The organism is Pseudoalteromonas sp. JC28 (assembly GCF_013319255.1).
GTDB lineage: Bacteria > Pseudomonadota > Gammaproteobacteria > Enterobacterales > Alteromonadaceae > Pseudoalteromonas.
In genome coordinates this window covers 268,197-293,043 of the sequence record NZ_QOKX01000007.1, presented here as the reverse complement: position 1 = coordinate 293,043, position 24,847 = coordinate 268,197, and the positions used below count along the sequence as shown (strand labels likewise).

Below are 24,847 nucleotides of genomic sequence, written 5' to 3'. Positions count from 1 at the left end.
CTTTAATAAAAAGCAGTTACGTATGGTTGAGCAAAAAGAGATAACTCCTTTAGTGGTGATCGTGTCTAGTGACCATTACAAAACAGAGTTGAGAACGGTTCCTTTTACCACGGATGCTGACGTAAGAAGAGCATTAAAGCTTAAGCGCAATACGGGGCAATTTTGGACTGTTGGTAAAAAGCTTTCTCAAAAAACTGAGGTAAACTATTGGCGGTTCAGTGATGCTGTGCCAAAAAGTGTATTCACTGTACCAGAAGCGCTATTTTATTTGTGTGCAAATAAACTTAGATTTCTGGAGGTTGAAGGGCATCGCAGCAGTTATTATATGAGCTTTTCAGAAGGAAGTTTTCAGGTTACGAGGAAATTTGGCCTGATTAATTCAGCGGAAAAATTTTTGCTTTCAATCGGTGAGCCCCAGCACTTTTCTCAACAGTTTAAATCAGCTGACAACTCACTTTTAATAAATAGTCTTACTAACTTGGCGAGCTTTAACTCACTTAGACTTTGTTTGTCATTTTTTAACAGTCAAGCGGCTGGGATTGACAAGATCAAGCTTACAAATAGCGTTATACTACCGCTTTCTTTGGTTTTGTTTATATATTTGTCTGCATCTAGTTTATATCTAATCGGGAAAGAGCTTTATGTCACTTCTAAATACCAATCGATCGAGTCTTCTGCTTTTTCATTAATTGAAAATCAAAATAAGTTTGATGAAACCAAAACGAAGTTAGATGCAATTAACCGTCTTGTATCTCAAGATGCAAACTATCCAGCTGCACTTTATGTCATGACAAATGTATTTAGCAAGGTAAAAATGTCGAACCTATTGTTTGAGTCAGGGCGGTTTGTGTTTAGAGCTGAAGCCGAAAAGGCAACAGATATATTGGCTATTGTCAAAGAGCACCCTAGCGTTCGTGATGCCAAGTTTGATTTACCTGTGGTCCAAAGTCGGGCAAATGAAAGGTTTACTATTAGTTTTACGTTAAGCAACACACATGTTATTGAAAAGGTAAATAAATGAAAGAGTTATATAAATACCGTGTTTCATTAACTATAATCGCGTGTTTGGTTATATTAAACTTCGTTGTGGTGCCAGTATTAAGTTGGCAAGAATCAAAAGGGGAAGCGCTCCTTTTGGCTCAAAAGAAGTTGAACAAGGCAAAATCAGTTATAGAAAATAAAGAACATATTAATGCAACCTCAGAGCAACTCCAAGTAGTTGCTAATGATGTTGAGCGGTTACTGTATAAAGTAGAAAATATAGAAGACTTTAAGTTAGAAGAGCAAACTCGATGGCAGTCTTTAGCTGAAAGTCAAGAGTTGCGAATTAAACGTTTTGGTTGGAAAACGCCTTTTATCGAACCAATTTCAGGACTTGGCCGATTAGATTTAGAGCTTCAAATAGAAGGGGATGGCGATAAAATTGTTGACTATTTGCTCGATATAAAAGCTAAAGATAAGTTAGCTATTGACTCAGAGTTTAGATTATCTTTTCGGGGTCAAAGAGAACAACAGCTTGGCATTTTTAGTGTATACCTTAATCGTAAGTTTTATTTTGATCCCAATAGTGCCGGTTTTCAGGAGTAATCATGGTTCTAGCTAATATGAGTGCCAAAGTGGGCGGGATATATCCAAAAATTGTTATGCTAGCCATGAGTCTAACCATAATCTTTTGTGTTATAGACTTCAGTGATAAAGCCTTTTGGGCATCAAGCGAAATATCGCCTAATGAAGTCGATATTAGCGCATTGGCACGAGTTCAGTGGGGGATTTCAAACCACACTATATCTAAGTATAAAGAAAGTTTTGATGGATATAGATATGAAGAAGTCGAATCGTCTGAGCCGGTAGAGAAACAGTTTACAAAAGAAGACGAATACACCCAAAGTGGTTCGTTGACAGAAGTTTTTGTTGATAACAATGTTCTAAAATTGAAGGCAGTTATCAGTAAAGGCGAAAGTTTTCAGGTTATTATTGAAGTGGAAAATAAGCAAACTGGTGAGTTATCTATTTCACAGGTGACAAATAATAGTGATTTGTTTAGTTTTAAAGTCAGAGTGATCAACTCATTGAGTATAGAACTAACTCGAACAATTGAAAGCCGTGAACAAAAAATACAGTTAACGATGTTCCAACTTCCAACAGCTTCACAAGAGGTGCAGTAAAGCTCATGAAACAAATTAATAAGTCATTCTGCTTTAGTATGATCACGGTACTCACTCTTTCGGCATGCAAGTCCACAAATCCCAAAGATGTCGGAGTGTATAATGTTGACAAATCCTATATCGAGCAAAATATTCGTAATACTGAAGTTGAGGGGGCTGAACTTCTTGGCGAAACTAGCGTTAACAATAAAGAAAAGATAGCGGATGGTTCGCTACAATTTTTGCCAAAATATCGTACATACATCAACGAATCAAAAGTAACAGATGATGTTATCGATAGGTTTTCAAATACAGAAATGCTCTCTGTTAGTGCAGAATCGCTGAGGATAATTCACTTTTTACATTATGTTTTAGGCGATCAGCTGAAACTAAATTATGTGTTATCTGATGAGCTTAAAGATGATAATCAAACGATAACGCTTAATATTCAAGATCAAGTGAGTGAAAGAAAGTTATTTCTACTTTCACGCGAGCTGCTGGAAGAAAAAGGCTACGTGTTAAGGTTTCGAGATAATATTTTTTACGTGCATCAAAAAGAAGACAGTAATAGCACGCTTAAAGATGTAGTGTTTGGATATGGTAAGTCTGTAGATGATGTACCTCAAACCAGTAATGAAATTATTCAAATGGTGCCATTCACTTATGGTATGCAAATGGGAATGGCGAACACATTAAGACAAATGCTCGGTATAAAAGCCTCTTCTGATGTAGAGAGAAATGCCATAAATGTCTACGGAAAAAGAAACGAGATAATTAGAGCGCTTGAGCTCATAAATATGTTCGACAGGCCTAGTCTTGCTAACCGTGAAATAGGTGTATACCAATCTGTATATATGCCAACAAAGAAAATGTTAGACAGTTTGACAGAGCTGCTTAAACAAGAAGGGATCACCCTACAGACCGGGAGTTCAACGGCTGGCACCGTAACCGTGGTTAATATAGAGCAGCAGAATCGCTTGATCATGTTTGCGAATGAGCGCTCATTATTAGACAGGGTCGTGTTTTGGGCTGAAGAACTGGATAAACCGATTAATACGGCTGAAAAACAGTATTTTATTTACCAACCTAAATATTCACGTGCAGTGGATATGGGAGAAAGCCTTGAAGCGTTAATTGGTAATGGAGGGAGTTTCTCCAACTCAACTTCTGTCGCCAATGAGGCCGCTTCAAGCGCGTCACGCCCAAGTGTCACAAGCGCATCGAATAAAGACCTGAAAATGGTTATTGACGAACGCTCTAATTCCGTTATTTTTTATACAACGGGGGAAAGCTACCAGCAAATTCTACCACTGGTTAAGCGGTTAGATATATTACCAAAACAGGTGATGCTTGAGATGGTAATTGCTGAAGTGTCTATGACAGATGAATTTAAACAAGGGGTGGAGTTTCTACTTAAAGGAAGCAGTAATTATAGCTTAAGCACGGAAGGTGCCTTTATGGGGGAGGGCGGCTTTGGCGGATTATCCTATGCCCTGACCGGAGATAGGGGGAAAGTCGCAGTTAATTTGTTTGAGAAGAACTCGCTTGTGAATATTTTATCCCGCCCATCTATCGTTGTAAGAGATGGTGTGCAAGCATCGATCAATGTAGGTAAAGATATTCCAATTATAGGCCAGACAACGTCAGATCCAATTAATGGAGAGCGACAAACCACATCAATTGAATACCGAAAGACAGGTCTGCAGCTTGATGTAAAGCCAACGGTGAACGCGCAAGGTGTTGTACTCATGGAGATATCTCAGAAAGTCTCAAATGAATTACAGCAGACTACCTCGACAAGTGGAAATCCATCACTTTTTGACAGAACCATAAAGACAGAAGTGGTTGCTGAAAGTGGCCAAACTATTGTGCTTGGTGGAATTATCAGTGAAAACCGCTCATTAAATGACTCTGGTGTACCCATACTTAAAGATCTGCCAATTTTGGGCGAATTATTCTCCGCAGATACTAAAGATGGCGATAAGACGGAGTTAGTTATTCTCGTTACGCCACGCGTTATTCAATCTAACGACGAATGGAAAGACATAAAAGAAGCGTTTAGGACTAAGTTTGAGCAACTTTCGTTTTAGGTGTTCACTACTTGTCATAATAATGATCTAGACTTGTCGTAGTATTTTTATGTGTGGAAATACAGAACGTTGTACACATAGGTTCGAATAGCTTCAAAATTAGGAAAATTATATATTTATTACGCTATTTTCGCTTGATAGCTGGGAGAAACTTGAGTACACTCAGTACGATTCTTGTTTTGTTAACTAACTTATAACTAACAAAGCAAATTGAAAGCAACTGAAAAATGGATAATTTAGTAAGTTGTTTATTTTGTAGTCGAAAAGTGGTGCCGATGTTGACTAATTTATAAAACAATGGTTACACTCTCGATTGCTTAATTTGTTTGGTTGTTGCTTAGGCGACGGCCTAAGTACAATAACAAGTAAATTATTTGAAATGATAGAACACTCTAAACTATTATTTCAGTTTCATGAAACTTGGAGAATGGAAATATGTTCAAAAGAACTCTACTAGCGCTAGCAGTATCTGGCGTAGCAGTATCTGCAAACGCTGCGACAATTTACACAAAAGCATCATCAGCTGTTCAAGCTGACGTTGAAAAAGCAATCACAGCAAATGCTAAAGGTGTAGCTGGTGAAGCACTAGGTGCTGATAAAGTTTTTAATGGTGCAGCTGATGATAACTGTACAGCATTAGCGTCAGCTTTAGGTGTTTCACTTACTAATGACGACGGTGCGGGCGGCAAATATACTGTTGCAGCTTCTGGTAAAGCTGGCGATAAAGCAGCATTTGCAGTAGTAAGCGGTCTTAACAAAAATGAAGTTAAGATGACTAATAATGGTCTATGTACAGCTTCTGTTAAACCAGGTCTATCTACATCAAGTGTTAAAGATGGTCTAGAGTACTCTTCAGTTAAAGCGATTGAAATCAAGCCTGTTATTGTTGCAGGTATCGGTGGTTACAAAGATGAAGATACTATCACTGTAAACCTTTCTGGCGCTAAAGTTGACCTTACTAAAACAACTGCTCCAACAATCACTGTTGGTAACGATGGTCTGAGCTCTGCTCCAGCTAACTTCTCTTTTGATATCCTAGATATCACTGCAGAGCGTGTACGTTTTACTGTTCAAACAGTAAACGCGAAAAACGACTTTGTTAAAGGTGGTGCGGTACTACAATTAGGTGGTATTTTCCTTGACTCTAAAGGTCTTTCTTCAGACACAGCAGTAAGTGTTGATTCTTTCGCAACTAACACTTCTGGTACTGACTTCGATGTGGCTTCTGCTCGTGTTATTACTACACTTGTAAACCAATACACAGCGTCAGTTTCATCTCTTCTAGATGCAGCTATCGATGTAGGTAAAGATCGTCAAGAGTTTGCTACTGGTACTAGCGATGCACTAGTAGTTGCAATGAAGAAAAACACTGACAACCTAGAGCTTACTCCAGCTGAAGTACATTACACTATTACTGGTGACTTCTCTTGGATGCTAGATGATGACATCGACACCAACAAAGATGGTAAACTAAGCTCTGCTGAACTTGGTAAAGCTGTGAAAGTTGCTGGCTTAACAAACGACGCTGCTAAGTCTTACGCTGTAAACACAGATCTTACTAAACTAACAGTAGTTAGCACAGTAACTGGTGCAGTTGATACTTCTGCAACAATCACATTTACCGTTCCTGGTCACGATGAAGGCAAACTTGAGAATCTAATGATTCCAGTTCAAGACTTCACTGTTGCTGTTGATGTTAAAGACAACAAAGCATTCTCTACAGCTGCTGTAAACATGCCAGCGCTATCTGCTACAAACGCAGGTGCGTGGACGCTTAATGGTTCTGTAGTTATCGTTCCTTACATGCCGTTTGGTCCGAACACTCAACCAATTCTACGTCACACTAACGCTGGTACTCGTACTGGTGATATCACTGTACGTTACATGGTTGAAGACGAGCACAACGCGTGGCAACCACTAGCGGCTGCAGGTGTTAAAGACGCTAAACCAGGTGTAAGAAACATGCTTAACATCGTTACTGATGCACTTAAAGCTGAAGGCTACGATTCAGAAAAGTCTGGCTTCAAAGTAGCACTAGAAATCGTTACTAACGTTCCTTCAAGAGACGTTCACGTATACGGCGGTGCTAAGGTTGAGGTTGACGGTCAAGACCGTATCCACTTAGGTACTTTCAAAACTAACAACTAATATTTGATATTAGTTCTAGTTTATAAAAGGCGAGCTTAGCTCGCCTTTTTGTTGTTAGAGAAAAATAAAACTACGTCATAAATCTAAACAGTTGCTTTTTGCTACAAGATACCTAGCACGGAATAATTACTCGCTCCTGAAACCAATTTAATTTATTGAATTAGTTGAAGATCTAAACGATCTTACTACCCTCAAATTACCGCTTTTTTGAATCACACAACCAAAACATTACAATTTGAGTGTAAAAATAAAAATAAAACCAACCATGCAAACACCACAAAAAACACTGTTTCAAGTCGAGCTTATTGATATCGTTTCACCACGCCATGAAGCTGGCAAAAATCATTGATTGACTGCGCCTAGAGGCCGATTCAAACAGCACTATGGCGATAAAGGCGCTGGTGCCAAGCCTATCCGCCTACTTCGAATATATTAAACAAATTCACAAATTGTCTGATGAAAACACGGTGGCCATGTGGTGTGAAAACCCGTATTGGTAGACAGGGGGAGGTGGACTATGATGAGAGCTCTTCAAATTTGCCTTTGTTAGGAATCCTTGGCAAAGAGTTTGGTCTGAATATTGTTATCGCCAGCATGATTGTAGTTTTGATGACTTTTTGCTAAAAAGGTTTCCAGTAGAAACACACGACAATTATGCTAATGGGGATGATTTATATCGGCATATTATTCCTCAAAGTGAGTGTATATTTGATCACAGAGATGTATTTAAAGTTGATTTTATCGGTCGATTTGAAACGATAAATGAAGGCTTTAAGGCATTGTCTCTACAACTTTTTGGTCATGATGAACTTTTACCTCATGTAAATAAGTCTTCATCTAAGAAAGTGTTAAACTTATTTTATAGAAATAAGGTAGGCTACCAGAGTCCATACGCGATAAAGGGGCTCAGTTTATTGAAAGGTTCTACGCTCGTGGTATAGAGCTGCTCTCTTATCGCTTTGAATAACAGGAAAAAAAATGAAAGATTTAGCCCAGCTAGAGTTGTTAATAGAAAAACAGAAGTATAAAAAAGCATTGCCGCTAGCAAAAAAACTAGTTAACCATGACAGTGGTTTTAGGGTCACAGAACTGCTTGGCATGGCTCAACATGGTGTGGGGCAATATGGTTTAGCTGCCATAAATCTCATAAAAGCCGCAGAGTTAGCTGCCACATCGAGTCAAAAAGCTGTTCTGTACCGAAATGCAGGTATTTGCTATCAAAACTTAGGTGATAAGTTTCAACTGCAGGCTCTGCAAGCTTTCGAGCTATCACTTCAGTTTGATCCTGGTTTCGATAATATTAAAATGCGGATTGTCGCTGCGGAGTTAGCTTTTAGCCTAAACCAATACGATTTAGCGCTCTCATTAGCTGCCAAGCTTATGGCCTATTCGGATTACGCTGCATTAGGCTTAGTTATTACATTAAGAGCACATTTGGCTAAAGGCGATCAAACTAGCTTTGAAAAGCAAATGCTGATTATCGAAGGAGAAAGTAACGCTTTTCCTGAACAAGAGGCGAAAAACCTATTAGTAACGCTAAAAGAGGCTGATAAACAAAGTTGGTTTATGAATATGTTGGAGTTATTTTCCAATAGATTTTCGCATCAAGATTGGTTTCAATATTTGCAAGGCTTGCAAATTCAGCAACAACTCACAGCAGAAAAGCCTGAGGAGTTGATTGTATCCGATAGCAATGAAGTTGCAGAAATCATTAGACAGTTAGTTGAAGAAATCAAGCGTTACGGTGGAAGTGTTTCAGAGGATTTAAGGTTAGTTGCCTGCCAAGGTAATTTAAGTATTAAAGCCTTTAATCAGCAACCTGAGGTACTTATTGATATTCCACTGGAATGTATGCCTTTACTAGACGATTTTGAGCTTGAAGTAAATGGAAATACACTAATCTCGACACCAAAAAAAGAGCTATTAAATCCAACAGCGGTCAAAACGATGTCACTGATGGTAGAGCTTTACAACAAAGCAGATAAAGTAACACAGTGGAAAGAGGAGTGTCCTTTTTTCTCTTTATCTCAAGATACCGGCTTGCTTATAAAGCTCTGTGATGGCAAAAGTTTTAATGCCAAGGTAAATATGCATAAACAGTTAGCCTTAGAAGGGAAGTGGGATGAGCTCTTTATTACGAGCTTTTTTGGCTCTAGAAAATTTGCTTATGAGCGTAGGTTATATAAGAGAAAAGAAGAGGGACATATCTCAGGTCTATTATCTATCATTGATTTTTTTAACCATAGATGTGGTGCATCACCATATAAGTTGAGTGACAAAGGTATATCAGTATCGGCAGTACCTAGTAACGCTGAAGCCGAGGTTTTCGTTAATTACAATCAATTTGACCCGCTTTTAACGTATTTAGTTTATGGGTTTGTTGATCGTGACAGCGACTATTTGTTTTCTATTCCTTGTCATATCTCATTAGCAGAACTTGAGTTTGAAGTATTTGGAAATACAGCAGTACTTGACGCAGAGAATCAATCAAATAGAACATCTCATTTAGCGGCATTTTTGCCTAATATTGCAGTAAAGGAGCAAAGCGTCGGCATCGATAAACTACTTATCACACCGAAGCATCCAGAATTACTAAGAGAAGCTATACAGACCGTTCTCTTAAGTGTAATGGATAAAGATAAAATCAATGACGCAATACTTGCAGACTTAGTGAAGAGTTTCGAAAGGCAGTTGCTGATGCAAAATATTAGCTATTGGCGAGAAGTTGAAGCACTGGCTGCTGAAAGTGCACTAGAGAATAGCGCTATTGAAAGTGTCAACCTGCTTTGTAAGGAGTCTAAATCCATGATTCAGAGATATGCGAGTAAACATTCAATAACTTTATTCTAGGTAGTTAAATAAGCTAACGATACGTAATAACATGATGCCGATCACAATCTCTCACGATTGTAGACCTCGTAAAAACCTAACTGACGTGATTGGCATCAATGTTATTTGGTGATCGCGATGCATAAAATATGCATTTATTCAAACTGGTACTTAAACAACTCAATATCCCTTTTGTAAAAGTCAGCAACAAATTCAGTTGTTTCGTTGTCAAAGTAGGATTGATAAGAAGGCTTTACTTTCTTACCAATTAACTTTTCTAGCAGTGGGTGTCTTTTTGTTGTTTTATTTCTGTATGGCAAATCGACAACATGTCCAAAAACGCGTTGGCTGATAGTCTCAAAATCATTCGTTAAGTTTTCGAATTTACCAACAGCATCTACTAAACAGTCATTTCCTTCATAGAGAAAACAATGTTGTGGAACTAAGTGCCTTAAGTTCCCTATATGGTTTTGATAATCATCAGAGTCGCAGCTAGGCAGGTAATCCAGTACAAAGTGCTTAAAGCTAAACGGGTGCTGCTTGTATGTATATTCTGATACCAACCTACTCCAAGGGTTGCGCACAAAACTAAATTTATAGTAATCGTGAAATTGCTCAGGAGCTATGTAGCCAAGTTGCACATATTCGCTGGCGGTTAAATGAGCGAGTCTAGGAGGACCTTTCTGGGGGTTACTGTTTTTTTTGAGTAAAAGTGGCGCTCTTTCTTCCCAGGTTAAGGAAAGTTCATTAAGAAATGCACTTTCAATACTTTGACCTGCAACTTTTGGTATGTGAACAAAGATGCAGCGATGTTGGTGAGATATCATGTTAATGATTCCTAAGTATTTTGTATCTTGCGAAGTAATATCCGAGGAGGTTTTGCGTGCTCATTGCAATGGCTGTTGTAATAGCTGCGCCCAGAGGACCATGATTAGTAATGAGGTGCATGGCCAATATAACAGTAATAGCAGCAGTGAATATGCTAATATTTTGGTAGGTTTTTTCTTGGCCACTCATCGTTAACAGTGTGATTGCAGGTCCCGTAATAAGGTTAATAACTTGACCAGCTATAAGTACCAGTAACCATAATTCACCTTGTTTATAATCCTCGCCAAAAATGCCTAATAAATATTCTGAATAAAAATAGAACAGTAAAACCGTGATTGCGGCGACGAAAATAGATGTGGATTGACTAAGTGAAAACAGTTGCTTTACTTCATCTAGACGATGTTGTGAGTAGCTTTTTGCGAACTTTGCGGCCGTTACACTATTTAAGGCAAACAAAAAAATACTTGGGAGCATCGCTAGCTTGGTTACGATGGCATAAACGCCAAGTTGCGAAAGAGACACTTGTGTACTTAGGTATAGTTGGCTCCCTTGTTGCACCACTAAATAAACTAAACCGCTAATCCAAAACGCTTTTGCACTTATCCAGAATGAATAGCGTGGTTGGGGTGTTGTGGTGCTAGGGGGGCGAAGTTTAATTACAATAAATAGGCTAGTAATAGCTGTAATGCACAGTGTGCCAGTCACAAGATACAATACCAAAGCAAGAGTGCTCAAAGGCATGGTTGAAGCACCAAAGAGCAGTATACAGAGGCTAGCAAATCCACTGAATGTGGTAAATAAGCTGGGTTTTGATAAGCCTTTGAAAATGCATGCGTTTAGATTGATTATTGCAGTGGCGAATGAGGCTATATGCAGTAATGTCCAAAATTGAAAGGTAGAGATACCTGAAATGGATAATAAACTATAAAAGTGACAGAGTAATCCAGTTGTCACTACCGTGATAGAAATGCAGGTAAAGAAAACAGCATATATACGCGGTAAAAACCTTGCAATATCAGTGTGTTGCTGTGATGCAATGAAGCGAATCGCAGCTTGGTCCAGTCCACATTTACTTATTGCTACAATAAACAGAATGAGTAGTTGAAATAAGGCAAATAGGCCAAAATCATCTGTTGATAATTTTTGAGCAAAGTACCAATTAACTAGAAAGCCCAGTGCCGTTGTAAGTAGTTTTAGCAATAGTGGAAGCCTTATTTGGCTTAGAAAATTATTACTTAACAATTGCGTTATACTCTCGTATTAATTGTTGTGCGATTGCATCTCTACTGAAGTTGCTATCGATGTAAGCATGTCTTTGATTGTGCTCATTTAAGCCACACGACGTCTTTTTCAGTACTTCAAACATGAGTTTGGTGAGGGTATCAATCGTGGCGTCTTCGGCAACTTTCCCATTTAGCTTCTTAACGACGTATTCAGGCCCTTCACACGGAGCGCTAATGACTTCTAATCCACAAGATAGTGCTTCATGCACAGCAACAGAAAAGGTTTCATATTCGGACCAATTAACATAGCAGTCGCTGGATTGCATCAGTTTAGCGACGGTTTCTCTAGAGCTATCGCCAATAAATTTAACTTGTTTTAATTTCAACGACTCACACAGTGTTTTGAGTTTTTGTTTATCTTCTCCGTCTCCAACTATTAATAGTTTGGCTTTTGGGTGTTCTTCAGTGATGTATGAAAATGCGCTAACAATGCTAGCAACTCGTTTAACTGGCCTTAGGTGTGCCACAGTAATAAAAGTGAAATCATCTTGTATTTTTTCTTTAGGGGTGAATAACTCTGAGTCAACCACATTGCCAATGATCTCAATAGTCCTATCTAACTCAAATCTGTCCCGTAAGATGCTAGCTAGGCTTTCCGAGACGCAAATTAATTGATTTGCCGCACGGTAGGCTTGACCTATTAATAGTGTCTCGAATTTAGGCGTTGTCGATAATTTTGCTGCTGATGCATGTTCTGTAATTATAAAGGGTATCTGATACTGTTGGGCTATTTGTTGTGCTGCAAGACCAGCTGCTCCTCCAGGTCCATAAAAGCAGCTATGGGCATGTAATACATCAGGTAACCCGAAGTCTCGAGTATATTGCTCAAACAGTTTTTGATACTGCACTATTCGTTGTTTTAAGTTTATTCGGTACAGTGCTGGTAAAGTAAAATATCGATTTCTTTTGGTATTGATTTGTACATCATTTAATTGAGAAGGTAATGTACAAGTCAAGGCATGTTTTATTGAAACCGGCTCGGGATAGATAATGCCCACATTACATCCATGTTCTTTTAACGAAAGTGCCTGCTCTTTGAAAAAAGAGCCTAAGGTTGGTTTTTGACTGGTGTGATACCAAGAGGGTAAAAATAATACATGCATGTTGTAATTCGAGTCGTATTGCTAAACAGCCAAGCGATTGTTCTGGTATAGTATCACCTAATTTTACAGAATACTTTGATATTTGCGATGATTAAAAAGCTAACAAGGCTTCTTAAACGCTGGTTGCCACTTCCTATCTACCCGTATAAATCTTATATGATAAGAAATCAGTGCATTTTTATTCACATTCCAAAAAATGCAGGTACCAGTGTCTTAAAGGCATTTGGCTATAGAGGTTATCGGCTTCATGCTAAGTGGTTTGATTATAATGAATCTAACCCATATCTTTTTGAACGCTATCATAAGTTTGCTATCGTTAGAGCGCCCTTAGCAAGGTTATATTCTGCTTACAACTATGTGATAAAGGGTGGTAACCAGAGTGAAGGGGATAGGGCGTTGCAACAGCAGGTGCTAAGTAATGCCAGAACGTTCACGGAATTTGTAGATAAGATATTGACTCCTGAATTTGTGTTGTTTCAACCTTTATTTCAACCACAGAGCTACTATATATTTGATTCTCAGTATCAATGTAAAGTTGATACTATTTTACGCTATGAATCTTTGAATCACGATTGGCGTAAGCTTTGTATTTTGAAAGGATGGACAATGGAGTTACCTTGGTTAAATAAAGGGGCTTCAACATTACCCGAGGCGCTCTCCCCGCAACAGCTCGAAAAAATTCAATGTTTATATAAAGTTGATTATGAATTACTAGGTTATCGCTTCAATGAGTAGGAATACGATTATACTCACAAGCAATGCTTACCTTCCTAATATTGGAGGGGTCGAAAATTCCTTAATGCAATTGAGTAAAGCGTATCATGAGTTGGGTTTTCGAGTTGTGATCATTGTTAGTAACGTTAATACTGTTAATAAACAAACCTTACCGCTTTGCGAAACTACCGAATACGCAACCATTTGGAGGTATGACGTTTGTTTTCATGGGCAACAGCACTCTAAGTTGAAAGCATCCCTTTTGGGTTGGCAAAATATGCGACGTTGCTTTAGGTCTGCAAGAATTGAGTTTGGTGATGCTTTGGTCATAAGTCGTTATCACATTACGACTATCCATGCTCGATTAGCTGGTTTTAGTCGAGTGAGCTATTTATTACCAGGTGTTGTTAAATTCCAAAACCAGCCAAGCAATACTCATAAGGTGGAAGGGCTAAGGCAAGTCAAACAATGGTTAGCGCTTTTTTATCATCATGCGATTCAAAAACTTGCTTTACAGGTAACTGAGAAAAATTTTGTGTTTAGCAGTAATATGTTAAACCAGTTAGCTCAAATTGGTTTTGATTGCACTAAGGTGACAATGGTGAGCCCTGGAGTAGATACAAATAAATTTATTTCTCTTGATGTAAACGCTCAAACCGCCTTGAAAGGCAAGCTGGGATTACCCTTGGATAAAAACTTATTACTCGTTGTCGGACGGTTTACCGCGGCAAAGGGAGTTGAGTATGCAATTCGAGCACAGAAAGAACTTTTACATACACATTTAGTACTTGTAGGTGGTGGGGAGCTGGAGGATTATTATAAATCCTTAGTGGTGAAACTTGGTATTGAGGAATGTGTTACTTTCGTTGGTGCTGTAGCGGATACTTCTCCATTTTATCAGGTAGCGTCACTATTTCTTATGACATCAACTTATGAACCGTTTGGGCAAACTATTCTTGAAGCATTAAGTTGTGAAGTGCCAGTTATTGCGTTTCGCGCAGGAGAGACTGTGAAAACGGCAACTTGCGAGATGCTTGGTGACGATGCATGTTTTTATGTGAATACATTGGATGCTAGTGATTTGGCAAAAACTATTTCATGTGCATTAGCAGACGTTGAAAAGCGAACGCAAATTTCGCGTAACGGCGTGGCTTTTGTTAGGCAAAAATACAGCTGGAATGCATTGGCTAAATCACTAATAAAGTGAGCAAATATTGCTATTTAGGATTTTATCAAAAATAGCAATATGACTCGTAAGATTACTCTGTTGTGGGGTTGTATTGGTATATTCGACTTGTCATTTGGGTCGTAAACGCACCTCCAATTTGGTACTGCTTCTGATCAACAGACTCCATTTTAAAGTCACGCAAGTAGTAAGTTTCAGAGCCTTGTTGCTCCGTAGCACTTGGATTGCTTGACAGGTTACTCCACTGCATAGTTTGAGTATCGTAATTCAAAACGTGTGCTGCGCTATGAAGCTGAATGTTTTGCTCATTATGCGTCAGCGTATAGTAGCTCCCGAAGAGCTCAGCCGGTATCTGCTCATTTAAGAGTATCTGAGTGCTTGAGAGTTGATACTGAATTAAGTGAGCTTGTTGCTCTTGAGTATTGTTCGCCGTTATAAATAACTCGTTTCCGATAAACTGGCAGTCAGTAATCGATAGATTTGGTATTGATGCCGGTTTGTGAGACCAAGTTGTATCAGCGGTGGCCAGCTGATAAGCATACGTGGTGTTACCTTGTTGGGTGAACGCCACAATCGTGTCATTGTTTGCACAACTCGCTAGAACATTATTTTCAAAAGGGGCAAATTTGGGCGCTGCAATTGATGTCCACTGTTGTGTACTAAAATCAAAGATCTCCATTGTTTCCCTAGGAGAGGAGTTACTTGGGCAGGCCTCTGTTCCACCGAAGAGGTACAACTTATTGTTTGATACTTGAGCTTGATAATAGTAGCGAGACTCGTTTGCAGAAGGTAACGCTTGCCAATCCGTATTTGTGGTTGCAAGCAAGTGGATCTCAGGTGCGCTTAAAGGTGCATTTGCGCAGCTCATTGAGGAAGAAAGTGATGCTGCGTGACTTGCAATGATGATTTCCTTTCCAAGTGTCGCAGACTGTAAGTGACTACCTAGATTGTTTGGGATTTCTGAAAAAGCTTGCCATGGTTGAGATACAACCTCTATGTCGAAAGGGGGCAGCGATACGCTATGTTCGCCATCTAGTACAGATATAACAATTTGCCGATAGTTACCAAGCTGTTCAATATTAGCCGGCTTTCCATTTAGCTCACCGGTTGTTGTATCAAATTCCGCCCAGCTAGGTTTGTTGGTAATTCCGAATTGATATGTGCTAGTTTCACCGTCAACATCTTCAACAGTTGGCGTGAAATGATAGCTGTCGTTAAGTTTGATAGCTTCGGGCGAGGGGGTTCCTGAAATAGTGGGAGCGTCGTTAATCGCTTCGACAGTGATATCGACGGTAACTTCATTACTCAATTCCCCACCTTTTTTAAATTTGTAAGTGAAGCTGTCAGTGCCATTTTTGTTTGGTTCTGGTTGATAACTTAGGCTCAAGCCACTACTGGTGAGCGTGCCAAGAGTGGGTGACTGTATGACTTCAACCGTTAATGTGTCGTTTCCACTTGGTGCGGACTTTGGGCTAACCACAAGCGTGTAGGTTGTATCTTCTTGGGTGGTAAATGCTGTTGATGTTTCTACAGTAAAGCTTCCTTGGCCACCGATTACATCATTGTCATTGTTATCTGAACTCCCTCCACAGGCGCTTAACAAAGCACTAGCAATGATAGTAGAGATTATTGACCTTTTCATAAATACCTTCTCCTTGAATGTTGTGCTCACCTCTAGTGTGAGTATCTGTTGGACGAAATTCAAGCAATATCTTTTCAATACCTTGAACGCTAATATTATGGCTTACGATAAGGTATTTTGTGGCGTAGATGAGTTGCATTGCTCGTGTTAGAATGGGAGTTTGATGATGAAGTCAAGGTTAATACTTTTCGCGTAGTGACTGGTTTGACTGTTGATGTGTTAATATTGCAAATTAAAAGATACGCGCTTGGCCACAAATAACTTTTTAAAAAATATCCTAACTCTTGTTTCGGGCACCGCTTCAGCGCAACTCATTTTGTTACTGATCTCGCCTGTTTTGACACGACTCTATAGTGCGCAGCAGTTTGGTAACTTCGGTGTGTTCGTCAGTATTATCACTATACTTTTAGTACTCGTCAGCTTGAAGTATGAGCTCGCACTTCCTCTTATAAAACAACATTCAATTGCTAAGGTGCTACTACACCTCTGCTTTATCTTGATCATATTGAGTTGCACAGTGGTTGCAGTTGTTGTCTATGCATTTGATTCATGGTTGATAGCGCATCTCAATCTATCGTTAGATAAAAGTGAGCTTTATCTTATCCCTGTTGCGCTATTTGCTTGTGGTTGTTATCAACTTTTGCATTTTTACGCGATTAAAACAGAATCTTTTCGGGTGTTAAGTGTGTCAAAAGTGACGCAATCCGTGATTATAGCAATCGCGCAAGTTGGGCTTTCGTTGTGGACGGTTTTTGGTTTAGTGCTTGGGCATACTTTCGGATTTATTGCATCGACTTTGATGTTTTTATTACAAAAGCGAGATACGTTACACTTTAACGGCTACAACCCAAAACGGTTGCTAGCGGTTGCTAAACGCTTTAAAAACTTTCCTAAGTATACGCTTTGGGCTTCATTGGCTAATACCTCAAGCACAATGTTGCCTGTAGTACTGTTCTCTGGCTACTACTCAGCGGCACTCGTGGGGCTTTACATTTTGGCACATAGAATGTTGTTTGCACCCGTAACGCTCATCGGTAATGCGGTCGGAAATGTCTTTATGTCAAACGCCAAACATTATTTAGTTGCTGGAACGTTGGCAAAAAATACCCTAGATATTCATAATCGACTGATACTGATTGCTATGCCTATCATGGCCTTAACTTTGCCTTTTTTACCTGAGATATTTGCAGTGGTTTTCGGGGAAAAGTGGATTGAAGCGGGGGAGATTGCCCAGTTTATTGCTATATGGATTTACTTTGTATTTACTGCGTCTCCAATTAGTACCGTTTTAGTTGCAATGGAAAAGCAAAAGCTAGCGGCTTATTTCGATTTTGGTTCTTGTATCGTTCGTCTAGGCAGCGTAGTGCTGTTATCTTCCATGGCTTTTAAAGATGCAATTATGTACTTTTCAATTATCAATGCACTTGTAGTAAGTGCGTTCATCTTATTGGTTTTTTCTCAGCTCAATATTTCTATAGCAGACTTGATTATGCCGCATTTAAAAGCGTTTGCTGTTTTATGTTTGCCAAGTTTTGTGATTACTTGTTTACTTGCCGAGCAAAGTGATTTCATTGGTTTTCTCAGCGCAGCGTTTGTCGTGTTGCCATTAACATTACTGATGATAAGGAAAAAGATTTGAAAGTGCTCGTTTTACCTTCTTGGTATCCACCGTATAAAGGGGAGTTTATTCAGCAACAGGCAGAAGCGCTAGCTGAACAGGGACATGATGTCATAGTGCAAAGCGTAGAGCGTATTTCACCAAGAGAGCTACTACGATGGTTGAGTGCTTGGTGTTGGTTGTTTTCCGGTCGTTACACGTTATCGCAAGAAGGTTCGTTGACTGTCGCACGGGCACCATTACCAGGTATTCCAAAGTTCTATGCATTATATGCTGAACTATTCGCATTTAAGTCTAAGCGAGTATTTAAATGTTACAGAAAGGCGATGCGGTACCAGCCAGATGTGATCCACGCACATAGTTTAATATGGGCAGGATATGCAGCGAGCAAAATCGCAAAAATGTGTCCGGTTAATTATGTGGTCACAGAGCATCGAGGGCGATTTATTAATAATCAGTACGTAAATGAGAGTGAAAAAAAGGAAATGTCACTGATGCAGGTTAAAAAAGCACTGCAAGGGGCAAGTAAAGTCCTATGTGTCTCATCTAAGCTTATTCCTTACCTACAGAAAGTGTGTCCTGAGGCGAAGCTTGAAGTCCTTGCCAACATGGTAGATGTAGATCGTTTTACAATGAAACGTTCAACAGTACACCAAGCTTGTCAGTTTATCTGTGTTGCACATGTTACGCCCCTAAAAGGTCATGAAACTTTGCTCCAAGCCTTCGCAAGCGTAGCATCTAAAGATAAAAATGTCTCATTAACGATAGTCGGTGATGGTTGGTATTTAAACTGGGTCAAGGAGTTAGCGGTCGAGTTGAACCTAGAGAACCGAGTCAACTTTACGGGTAACTTGACGGCGAGTGAGGTCGTGCGTGCGCTTCAGCAGGCAGATGTTTTTGTTCTTCCAAGTCAATACGAGGCCTTTGGGGTTGTATATATCGAAGCTATGAGTGCTGGCTTACCGGTTATCGCCACGAATACTGGTGGGGCTGTGGACTTTGTAAATAAAGAAAATGGCATTTTGGTTGAACCAAATAATATCGAATTACTTGCAAATGCGATGCAGTATATGAGGGATAACAGAGCACAATACTGTAGCCAAACTATTGCAAAGCAAACTAAGCAGCGTTTCTCTACTTTTCAGATTGCCAGTCAACTTAGTGAGCACTTACAGAATGTATCGGAAGTCAAATGATGTATAGCGTAATAACAAACCATGTAAAAGCATTTGATGTCCTCGGAAGTCCCTTTTTAGAGCAAAAAGGGCTCGATGGTAGTGAGTTTGGTTGTGGGTTTTTCGAACGACACTCCCTTTCTTCATTATCTGGCTTTTTTGCATTGCTCAGCCATGAAGATGAGTTTGTGAGGCTTGTAGTTGATAGAGCCCGCTCGATTCCATTATTTTATGCAGTAATAAATGACAAAATATTGTTCTCCTCTGATTATGCTTGGCTGCATTCGGAATTACAGCAAAATGAAGAGTGTGAGCAGGGTAAGGCTGAGTTTGCATTAACTGGCTATGTGTGTGCAGATAGAACACTATCTAAGCAAATAAGGCAAGTTGAGGCGGGCCAAGAAGTCATCATTTGTAAGCGCACTGGAAAAGTTAGCAAATCGAACTATTTCCTATTCCAACATCATGAGCCTGAGGTTCAGGCTGAGTCTCTATATGTTGAACAGTTAGACATTGCTGTGAGGGCTGTATTCAAACGGCTTCTTGAATTTGCTGCTGGACGCCAAATTGTGCTGCCGCTTTCTGGTGGGTTTGACTCTCGACTCATAGCTTCAACGATAAAACAACTTGGCTATCAAAATGTCGTCTGCTTTTCCTATGGCTTAACAGGAAATAAAGAGGCAGCGCTGAGCAAGCAAATTGCCACTGGGCTGGGCTTTCAATGGTACTTTGTTGAGTATAACGAAGATAAATGGCGCAATGCTTGGTTTAGTGACGAAGCCGATGAGTTTCGAGAAATGGCCTCTAATGGTGTGTCTTTACCACATATACAGGATTGGCTGGCCGTTAGAGAATTAAAAGATAAACAGTTAATTTCAAGCGATGCTGTTTTTGTGCCCGGCCACAGTGGCGATTTTGTCGCAGGCTCTCATATCCCAGACATTGTTTTTGAACAACAGCGGTTCTCAAAATCTGACTTAACCTCACAATTGCTTACGGATCACTATAAGAATGTGCCAAGGCAACTAATTGAAACGCAGATATTTAATCGAATAAAGGTAAGCCTGCAGCAGCAATTATCAGATGGCGATGTTCTTAATGCAGAAGCGTTTGCTAATCAATATGAGCTTTGGGACTGGCAAGAAAGACAGGCAAAATACATTATCAATTCGGTTCGTGTGTACGAGTTTTTTGGCATGCAATGGTGGTTGCCCTTATGGGATAAGGAATTTGTTGAGTTTTGGTGTGAAATGCCACTGCAATATAGGAAAAAACGCCTTTGGTATAACGCCTATGTTGCTGACAGATTCAAATCCGTGGTTGGCGCCCAAAGTGAAATCGCGGATAAAAATGCGGCGGATTTCGGTTTTGCTCGTAAGTTAGCGCACAGACTTTATCAAGCGATGCCTACACCGCTCAAACAGTTTATCTATGGTAAAAAACTCAGAAATGACTTTGATAATCACTTTTTGGCATTTGGAGCGTTGCTTTCTGATGAGCAAAAAGATGAATATGCCAAGTTTGGTTACACCATAATAGGGGTTTATTCCTTACTGTTCTTACAATCTCGATGGGGAAATAAAGAGAGCTAGCAGAAAGTATTGTTGATTGCATTCTTTAACAGTTTTATTTCTTATACATGCTATATTCGCACAGCTTTCTAAGCAAATTGTGACTTTTGTAGACAATTAACAGCCTATCGGTTGTATCATTGCTTAGTAATAAGGTAAAATCCGTCGGTTCATAGGCTGTGTAAAACGCGGTTTTGTAGGAAAAGTAGAAGGTCTTATGAAATAGGTCTCCTACGAGGAATATTCTCAACTAATTTGGCTACATATTTATGAAAGTTGTAACAGTAATTGGGGCAAGGCCGCAATTTGTCAAAGCCGCTACATTTAGTCGCGCAGTCAGAGAGCACAATCAAACCAGCCAAAAAGCAGTGCAAGAAGTGATAGTTCATACGGGGCAACATTACGACGCCAATATGAGTGATATCTTTTTTGAAGAGATGCAAATTCCCAAGCCAGATTACAGCCTTGGAATTGGTGGTGGCAGCCATGGACAAATGACTGGCCGTCAGTTGGAAGAGATTGAGAAGGTATTGTTAGAAGAAAAACCTGACTGGGTTTTGGTTTATGGTGATACCAACTCGACACTAGCTGGTGCATTAGCTGCAGCAAAGCTTCATATTCCGGTTGCTCACGTTGAAGCTGGGCTACGTAGTTTTAATATGAGGATGCCTGAAGAGATTAATCGCATCCTAACCGACCAAATCAGCAAAATTCTATTTTGTCCTACAGATACCGCTGTGCAAAACTTAGTACGAGAAGGCTTTAAAGACAAAAGCTGTCAGGTACGCAATGTCGGTGATGTGATGCTTGATGCTGCTAGTTTCTATACACAAAGTGCAAAGCGGCCAGCTATCCCAGAATATGACAGTTTCTATCTGTGTACAATCCACCGAGCAGAAAACACCGACGATGAAAATCGTCTCAAAAGCATCATTACAGCACTAAATGAGTTATCGGAAACTCAACCTGTTATTTGCCCTATTCACCCTAGAACACAAAAATTAGCAGAATGCTTGGGCCTTGAGATTAAGTTTGACGTAATACCGCCGGTGAGTTATTTCGAAATGGTATGGCTGTTAGAGCATTGCGAGATAGTACTAACGGATAGTGGTGGCCTTCAAAAAGAAGCGTATTTTTTCTCAAAGCCATGTATTACAATGCGAGAGCAAACTGAGTGGGTTGAACTGGTCAATACTGGCGTGAATCAACTAGTTGGCGCTGATAAACAGGCAATTTTAAATGCGGTTGACGCTGCAAAAGCAACGAACTTTGCTCAAGCTGAGAGCTTATATGGTAACGGTGAAGCTGCGAAGGCGATATTGGCAGCTCTTCTGGAGTTTGAAAGCGCCTAATGAAACATCAGTTTGAATATATCGCTTTTGTAGATGCCGAGAAGACGCCCGGTGTTGCAAAGAAAATAGATAGTACAGTTGCTTCTGCACAAAAGTTGGGCTTGAATGCCAAGTCTACTTTGCTTGCGCCAACGATGTCAGGAGCGTGGGGATTTATCAAGGCCCTGTTGAGCACCAATACAGAAGTATTGTTTGTTCGTTTTTCTAGTTTATTGTTTCCATTTTTGTTTTTTCCTTTTTTGCTCGCGCGACTAAGAGGAACAAAAATAGTAGTGGATGTGCCAACGCCACGAAAGTCCGTGCTGGTAGAGCTTAAAACATCAGAGCCAAGAACGCTTGTAAGAATGTTTAAACAGAGTATCTCATTACTTTCTGCCAGTTGGGTGCTAATGCCTGCAAATCTAATAGTGCAATATGCGCAAGAATCGGCATGGTATTTATTCGGCGTTAAGCATAAAACACTTAAAATTGGTAACGGTATTAATATACCTGAAGATTTGCCTGTCGCACTGTCATCCTGGAAAGCCGATGATACCTTGAATTTAATTGCGGTAGCGCAACTCGCAGATTGGCATGGGTATGATAGATTGTTGAAAGCAATCGCAGAGTTAGCAAATAAACCTGATGCGCCGAAAGTCAGTTTGACTATCGTAGGCGAAGGTGAAGCGTTTGAACCTTTGAAGAAACTGGCAAAATCATTAAAAATTGACTCGCAAGTTGAGTTTACGGGGTTTTTATCGGGCGCTAGGTTAGATGCACAGTTTAACAGTGCACATATAGGCATTGCGAGTCTTGGCTTGTATCGCATTGGGCTTGATGAAGCTTCAGTGTTGAAAGCCAGAGAGTATGTGGCAAGAGGGTTAAGTGTCATTGGTGCTGCCAATGATCCAGATTTCCCAGCGAACTCTGATATTCGCTTGATGGTGAGTAATAGTGATAGCACGAATGACATTACGGCGCTGATTTGTGAGTTACCGACTAAAACACTAATGTCACCAGGTGAGTTAAGAAAGTATGCGGAAGAAAACCTGAGCATGGAGAGTAAGCTCAAGTGTATTTTAGATAAGTTAAATTAACAGATAGTGTAGGCGTAATTTGATTCATTCAAAAGTGTTAGATAACAAACTGTCCTCTAAAACAGTATTTGATAAATTACTAGATGAGAGTACAAAAGGGTTGCCGCGTAGTATCGCTGTGACTTTTGTAAATCCATTTTCATACTCACTGTTGAGTAAAAATGCTCGTCTGTTATCGGGACTGGACGTTATTTTTTCAGATGGTTCGTTGCATACAAAATTACATAACACTTTTAACCAAAATAAAATTCAGCGATTAAGCTTCGATTTTTCTTCGATAGCAGTCGATGTTTTACGCTTCGCCAATCAAACAGGAAAACGCATCGCCTTTATTGGCGCAAAACCGACCTTAGTTGATGTCGCCGTCAAAAATTACGTCAGCATGTTTCCTGATCTCAATGTTGTTTTTAAGCATCATGGTTATATAAATGATGCGGCACTTAAGTCACAAGTTATCGCTGAGCTTAATCAGCAGCAGCCAGAAATTATTGTTTGTGGTATGGGGACTCCAAAGCAAGACGAATTTATTGTTGAATTAAAAAAAGCTTTAGATACTCCAGCGTTACTGTTCACTTGTGGCGGATTTATTGAGCAGTCAGCAATTAAAGCTGACTATTATCACCCTTTAGTAAAAAAACTTGGATTACGTTGGTTGCAAAGAGCGGTATTACACAAGCATGTTCGTCAAAGGCTTGTAAGAGAATACCCTAAGTTTGTTGTTAGCTATCTGCGCGCACAAATGAAAAATAAACGCACTCAGTCAATCGAAGAAGCCAACCCTCGCGAGAAATAGGAAAAGTATGTTTTCTCCTTCACCAACAAAAAAAATAGGCATTATTGGCCTTGGGTATGTAGGTCTGCCGTTAGCAGCTGAATTTGGTAAATATTTTGACGTTGTTGGATTTGACATCAATAAACGTCGAATTGAGCAATTACGTGACGGGTTTGATGCAACGTTAGAAGTGAATGAGACACAGCTAACTGAAGCGGCTAAGCTTTCTTACTCTTGTGACGAAAATGACTTAACCGCATGTAACATTTTTATCGTTACTGTTCCTACGCCGATTGATGATACACATGCGCCGGATCTTAATCCTCTTCGTAAAGCGTCGGAATTGGTGGCTCGTCATATCAGCAGTAACGACATCGTCATTTTCGAAAGCACAGTATATCCAGGCGCAACAGAAGAAGTCTGTATTCCTATCATTGAGAAGAACTCAGGCCTTAAGTTTAATCAAGACTTCTTTGCTGGATATTCACCAGAGCGGATTAATCCAGGTGACAAAGTTAATACTTTAACAAAGATTACTAAGATCACTTCAGGTTCGACCCCTGAGGTTGCTGACTTTATCGACGAGATGTACCGCTCAATTATCACCGTTGGTACGCATAAAGCATCTTCAATTAAGGTTGCAGAAGCTGCGAAAGTGATAGAGAACACCCAGCGTGACTTAAACATAGCTGTGATTAACGAGTTTGCGAAAATATTCAATCGCTTGAATATTGATACAGAAGAAGTGCTAAATGCTGCAGGCACAAAATGGAACTTTTTGAAATTTAAGCCCGGACTTGTCGGCGGTCACTGTATCAGTGTTGACCCTTATTATCTGACCTTTAAAGCGGAAGAAGTTGGTTATCGTCCAGAGGTCATACTTGCCGGACGTCGCATCAATGATGGTATGGGCGAATACGTTGCGACACAGCTAGTTAAGAAGCTTTCAAGCCGTAAAATTCATATAGATGAAGCTAAGGTACTCGTACTTGGGTTTACCTTTAAAGGCGACTGCCCTGATGTGAGAAACACTAAAATTATTGACGTAGTGCGCGAACTTCAAGATTTCAATATGTCAGTTGATGTCTACGATGGATGGGCGAATACAGAAGAAGTAGAACAAGAATACGGTATACAACTTGTCAATCAGATACAGTACGGTCAATACGATGGTATTATCCTCGCGGTTGATCACTCTGAGTTTAAAGAGTGGGGCGTGGAAAAGATCAGAGCATTCGGTAAAGAAGACCATGTTTTATACGATGTTAAACATGTATTAAACCCACAAGATGCAGATATAAGGCTATAACAGAGCA

19 protein-coding genes and 1 pseudogene are annotated in these 24,847 nt (G+C 39.8%); 16 read left to right on the top strand and 4 right to left on the bottom strand.

Features of this window, described 5'->3' with window-relative positions; translation table 11 throughout:
• The first annotated feature begins 22 nt into the window (after positions 1-22).
• From DS891_RS16780 to DS891_RS16750, 7 genes and pseudogenes are all read left to right on the top strand, one after another.
• Positions 23-1,021: a hypothetical protein gene (locus DS891_RS16780; RefSeq protein ID WP_174170428.1), complete on the top strand. Its 999-nt coding sequence runs from the start codon at positions 23-25 to the stop codon at positions 1,019-1,021.
• Positions 1,018-1,587: a hypothetical protein gene (locus tag DS891_RS16775; RefSeq protein WP_174170427.1), complete on the top strand. Its 570-nt coding sequence runs from the start codon at positions 1,018-1,020 to the stop codon at positions 1,585-1,587. Before DS891_RS16780 ends, DS891_RS16775 begins: the two co-directional genes overlap by 4 nt.
• A 2-nt stretch (positions 1,588-1,589) precedes the next feature.
• A complete protein-coding gene (locus tag DS891_RS16770; RefSeq protein ID WP_174170426.1) occupies positions 1,590-2,165 on the top strand; it encodes a hypothetical protein in 576 nt (191 codons plus the stop codon).
• Between the two features lie 5 nt (positions 2,166-2,170).
• The gene (locus DS891_RS16765) at positions 2,171-4,234 is read left to right on the top strand and encodes a secretin N-terminal domain-containing protein (RefSeq protein WP_174170425.1); all 2,064 of its coding nucleotides are present in this window, start codon (positions 2,171-2,173) and stop codon (positions 4,232-4,234) included.
• Between the two features lie 435 nt (positions 4,235-4,669).
• On the top strand, positions 4,670-6,382 hold the full coding sequence (locus tag DS891_RS16760; RefSeq protein WP_174170424.1) for a hypothetical protein: 1,713 nt from the start codon (positions 4,670-4,672) through the stop codon (positions 6,380-6,382).
• A 542-nt stretch (positions 6,383-6,924) separates the two neighbouring features.
• Positions 6,925-7,323: pseudogene (locus tag DS891_RS24860) on the top strand (sulfotransferase family 2 domain-containing protein); the annotation flags it as partial.
• A 61-nt stretch (positions 7,324-7,384) separates the two neighbouring features.
• Positions 7,385-9,232, top strand: coding sequence for a M48 family metallopeptidase (locus DS891_RS16750; protein WP_174170423.1), 1,848 nt, complete (start codon positions 7,385-7,387; stop codon positions 9,230-9,232).
• A 134-nt stretch (positions 9,233-9,366) separates the two neighbouring features.
• Here the strand turns inward: DS891_RS16750 and DS891_RS16745 are convergent, their stop codons facing one another.
• Genes DS891_RS16745 through DS891_RS16735 form a run of 3 tightly spaced genes read right to left on the bottom strand, consistent with a single transcriptional unit; the run spans position 9,367 to position 12,425 of the window.
• Complete coding sequence (locus DS891_RS16745; protein WP_174170422.1) at positions 9,367-10,038, bottom strand: sulfotransferase family 2 domain-containing protein; 672 nt, start codon at positions 10,036-10,038, stop codon at positions 9,367-9,369.
• A gap of 1 nt (position 10,039) precedes the next feature.
• Positions 10,040-11,239: an oligosaccharide flippase family protein gene (locus DS891_RS16740; protein ID WP_174170421.1), complete on the bottom strand. Its 1,200-nt coding sequence runs from the start codon at positions 11,237-11,239 to the stop codon at positions 10,040-10,042.
• A gap of 31 nt (positions 11,240-11,270) precedes the next feature.
• Entirely contained in the window at positions 11,271-12,425 is a 1,155-nt protein-coding gene (locus tag DS891_RS16735) for a glycosyltransferase (RefSeq protein ID WP_174170420.1), read from the bottom strand.
• An 87-nt stretch (positions 12,426-12,512) separates the two neighbouring features.
• Here DS891_RS16735 and DS891_RS16730 point away from each other — a divergent pair, with 87 nt between their 5' ends.
• Positions 12,513-13,160 (top strand): sulfotransferase family 2 domain-containing protein, encoded by a 648-nt coding sequence (locus tag DS891_RS16730; RefSeq protein ID WP_174170419.1) that lies wholly within the window; start codon positions 12,513-12,515, stop codon positions 13,158-13,160.
• Positions 13,153-14,346 (top strand): glycosyltransferase family 4 protein, encoded by a 1,194-nt coding sequence (locus DS891_RS16725; protein WP_302480155.1) that lies wholly within the window; start codon positions 13,153-13,155, stop codon positions 14,344-14,346. Before DS891_RS16730 ends, DS891_RS16725 begins: the two co-directional genes overlap by 8 nt.
• Positions 14,347-14,398: 52 nt before the next feature.
• Here DS891_RS16725 and DS891_RS16720 read toward each other — a convergent pair whose 3' ends face one another.
• Positions 14,399-15,967: an Ig-like domain-containing protein gene (locus tag DS891_RS16720; protein WP_174170417.1), complete on the bottom strand. Its 1,569-nt coding sequence runs from the start codon at positions 15,965-15,967 to the stop codon at positions 14,399-14,401.
• 247 nt (positions 15,968-16,214) lie between these two features.
• Here DS891_RS16720 and DS891_RS16715 point away from each other — a divergent pair, with 247 nt between their 5' ends.
• The 7 genes from DS891_RS16715 to tviB all read left to right on the top strand — a co-directional run bounded on the left by DS891_RS16715 (position 16,215) and on the right by tviB (position 24,840).
• A complete protein-coding gene (locus DS891_RS16715; RefSeq protein ID WP_174170416.1) occupies positions 16,215-17,606 on the top strand; it encodes an oligosaccharide flippase family protein in 1,392 nt (463 codons plus the stop codon).
• Between the two features lie 2 nt (positions 17,607-17,608).
• Entirely contained in the window at positions 17,609-18,781 is a 1,173-nt protein-coding gene (locus DS891_RS16710; protein ID WP_368032213.1) for a glycosyltransferase, read from the top strand.
• Positions 18,778-20,352 carry an asparagine synthetase B family protein gene (locus DS891_RS16705; RefSeq protein ID WP_174170414.1) on the top strand — a complete coding sequence of 525 codons (1,575 nt, stop codon included), beginning with the start codon at positions 18,778-18,780 and terminating at the stop codon, positions 20,350-20,352. The genes DS891_RS16710 and DS891_RS16705 overlap by 4 nt, the downstream gene beginning before the upstream one ends.
• Positions 20,353-20,600: 248 nt before the next feature.
• The gene (gene wecB, locus DS891_RS16700; RefSeq protein ID WP_174170413.1) at positions 20,601-21,683 is read left to right on the top strand and encodes a non-hydrolyzing UDP-N-acetylglucosamine 2-epimerase; all 1,083 of its coding nucleotides are present in this window, start codon (positions 20,601-20,603) and stop codon (positions 21,681-21,683) included.
• Positions 21,683-22,759, top strand: a complete 1,077-nt coding sequence (locus tag DS891_RS16695; RefSeq protein ID WP_174170412.1) for a glycosyltransferase — start codon at positions 21,683-21,685, stop codon at positions 22,757-22,759. Before wecB ends, DS891_RS16695 begins: the two co-directional genes overlap by 1 nt.
• Before the next feature lie 34 nt (positions 22,760-22,793).
• A complete protein-coding gene (locus DS891_RS16690; protein ID WP_174170411.1) occupies positions 22,794-23,552 on the top strand; it encodes a WecB/TagA/CpsF family glycosyltransferase in 759 nt (252 codons plus the stop codon).
• A gap of 7 nt (positions 23,553-23,559) precedes the next feature.
• On the top strand, positions 23,560-24,840 hold the full coding sequence (gene tviB / locus DS891_RS16685) for a Vi polysaccharide biosynthesis UDP-N-acetylglucosamine C-6 dehydrogenase TviB (protein WP_174170410.1): 1,281 nt from the start codon (positions 23,560-23,562) through the stop codon (positions 24,838-24,840).
• The last annotated feature ends 7 nt before the right edge of the window (positions 24,841-24,847 follow it).

Excerpts from the sequence above, each read along its gene's own strand:
- DS891_RS16780 (WP_174170428.1), top strand. The coding sequence starts at position 23 with ATGGTTGAGCAAAAAGAGATAACTCCTTTAGTGGTGATCGTGTCTAGT.
- DS891_RS16775 (WP_174170427.1), top strand. The coding sequence starts at position 1,018 with ATGAAAGAGTTATATAAATACCGTGTTTCATTAACTATAATCGCGTGT.
- DS891_RS16770 (WP_174170426.1), top strand. The coding sequence starts at position 1,590 with ATGGTTCTAGCTAATATGAGTGCCAAAGTGGGCGGGATATATCCAAAA.
- DS891_RS16765 (WP_174170425.1), top strand. The coding sequence starts at position 2,171 with ATGAAACAAATTAATAAGTCATTCTGCTTTAGTATGATCACGGTACTC.
- DS891_RS16760 (WP_174170424.1), top strand. The coding sequence starts at position 4,670 with ATGTTCAAAAGAACTCTACTAGCGCTAGCAGTATCTGGCGTAGCAGTA.
- DS891_RS16745 (WP_174170422.1), bottom strand. The coding sequence starts at position 10,038 with ATGATATCTCACCAACATCGCTGCATCTTTGTTCACATACCAAAAGTT.
- DS891_RS16735 (WP_174170420.1), bottom strand. The coding sequence starts at position 12,425 with ATGCATGTATTATTTTTACCCTCTTGGTATCACACCAGTCAAAAACCA.
- DS891_RS16730 (WP_174170419.1), top strand. The coding sequence starts at position 12,513 with ATGATTAAAAAGCTAACAAGGCTTCTTAAACGCTGGTTGCCACTTCCT.
- DS891_RS16725 (WP_302480155.1), top strand. The coding sequence starts at position 13,153 with ATGAGTAGGAATACGATTATACTCACAAGCAATGCTTACCTTCCTAAT.
- DS891_RS16720 (WP_174170417.1), bottom strand. The coding sequence starts at position 15,967 with ATGAAAAGGTCAATAATCTCTACTATCATTGCTAGTGCTTTGTTAAGC.
- DS891_RS16705 (WP_174170414.1), top strand. The coding sequence starts at position 18,778 with ATGATGTATAGCGTAATAACAAACCATGTAAAAGCATTTGATGTCCTC.
- wecB (WP_174170413.1), top strand. The coding sequence starts at position 20,601 with ATGAAAGTTGTAACAGTAATTGGGGCAAGGCCGCAATTTGTCAAAGCC.
- DS891_RS16695 (WP_174170412.1), top strand. The coding sequence starts at position 21,683 with ATGAAACATCAGTTTGAATATATCGCTTTTGTAGATGCCGAGAAGACG.
- tviB (WP_174170410.1), top strand. The coding sequence starts at position 23,560 with ATGTTTTCTCCTTCACCAACAAAAAAAATAGGCATTATTGGCCTTGGG.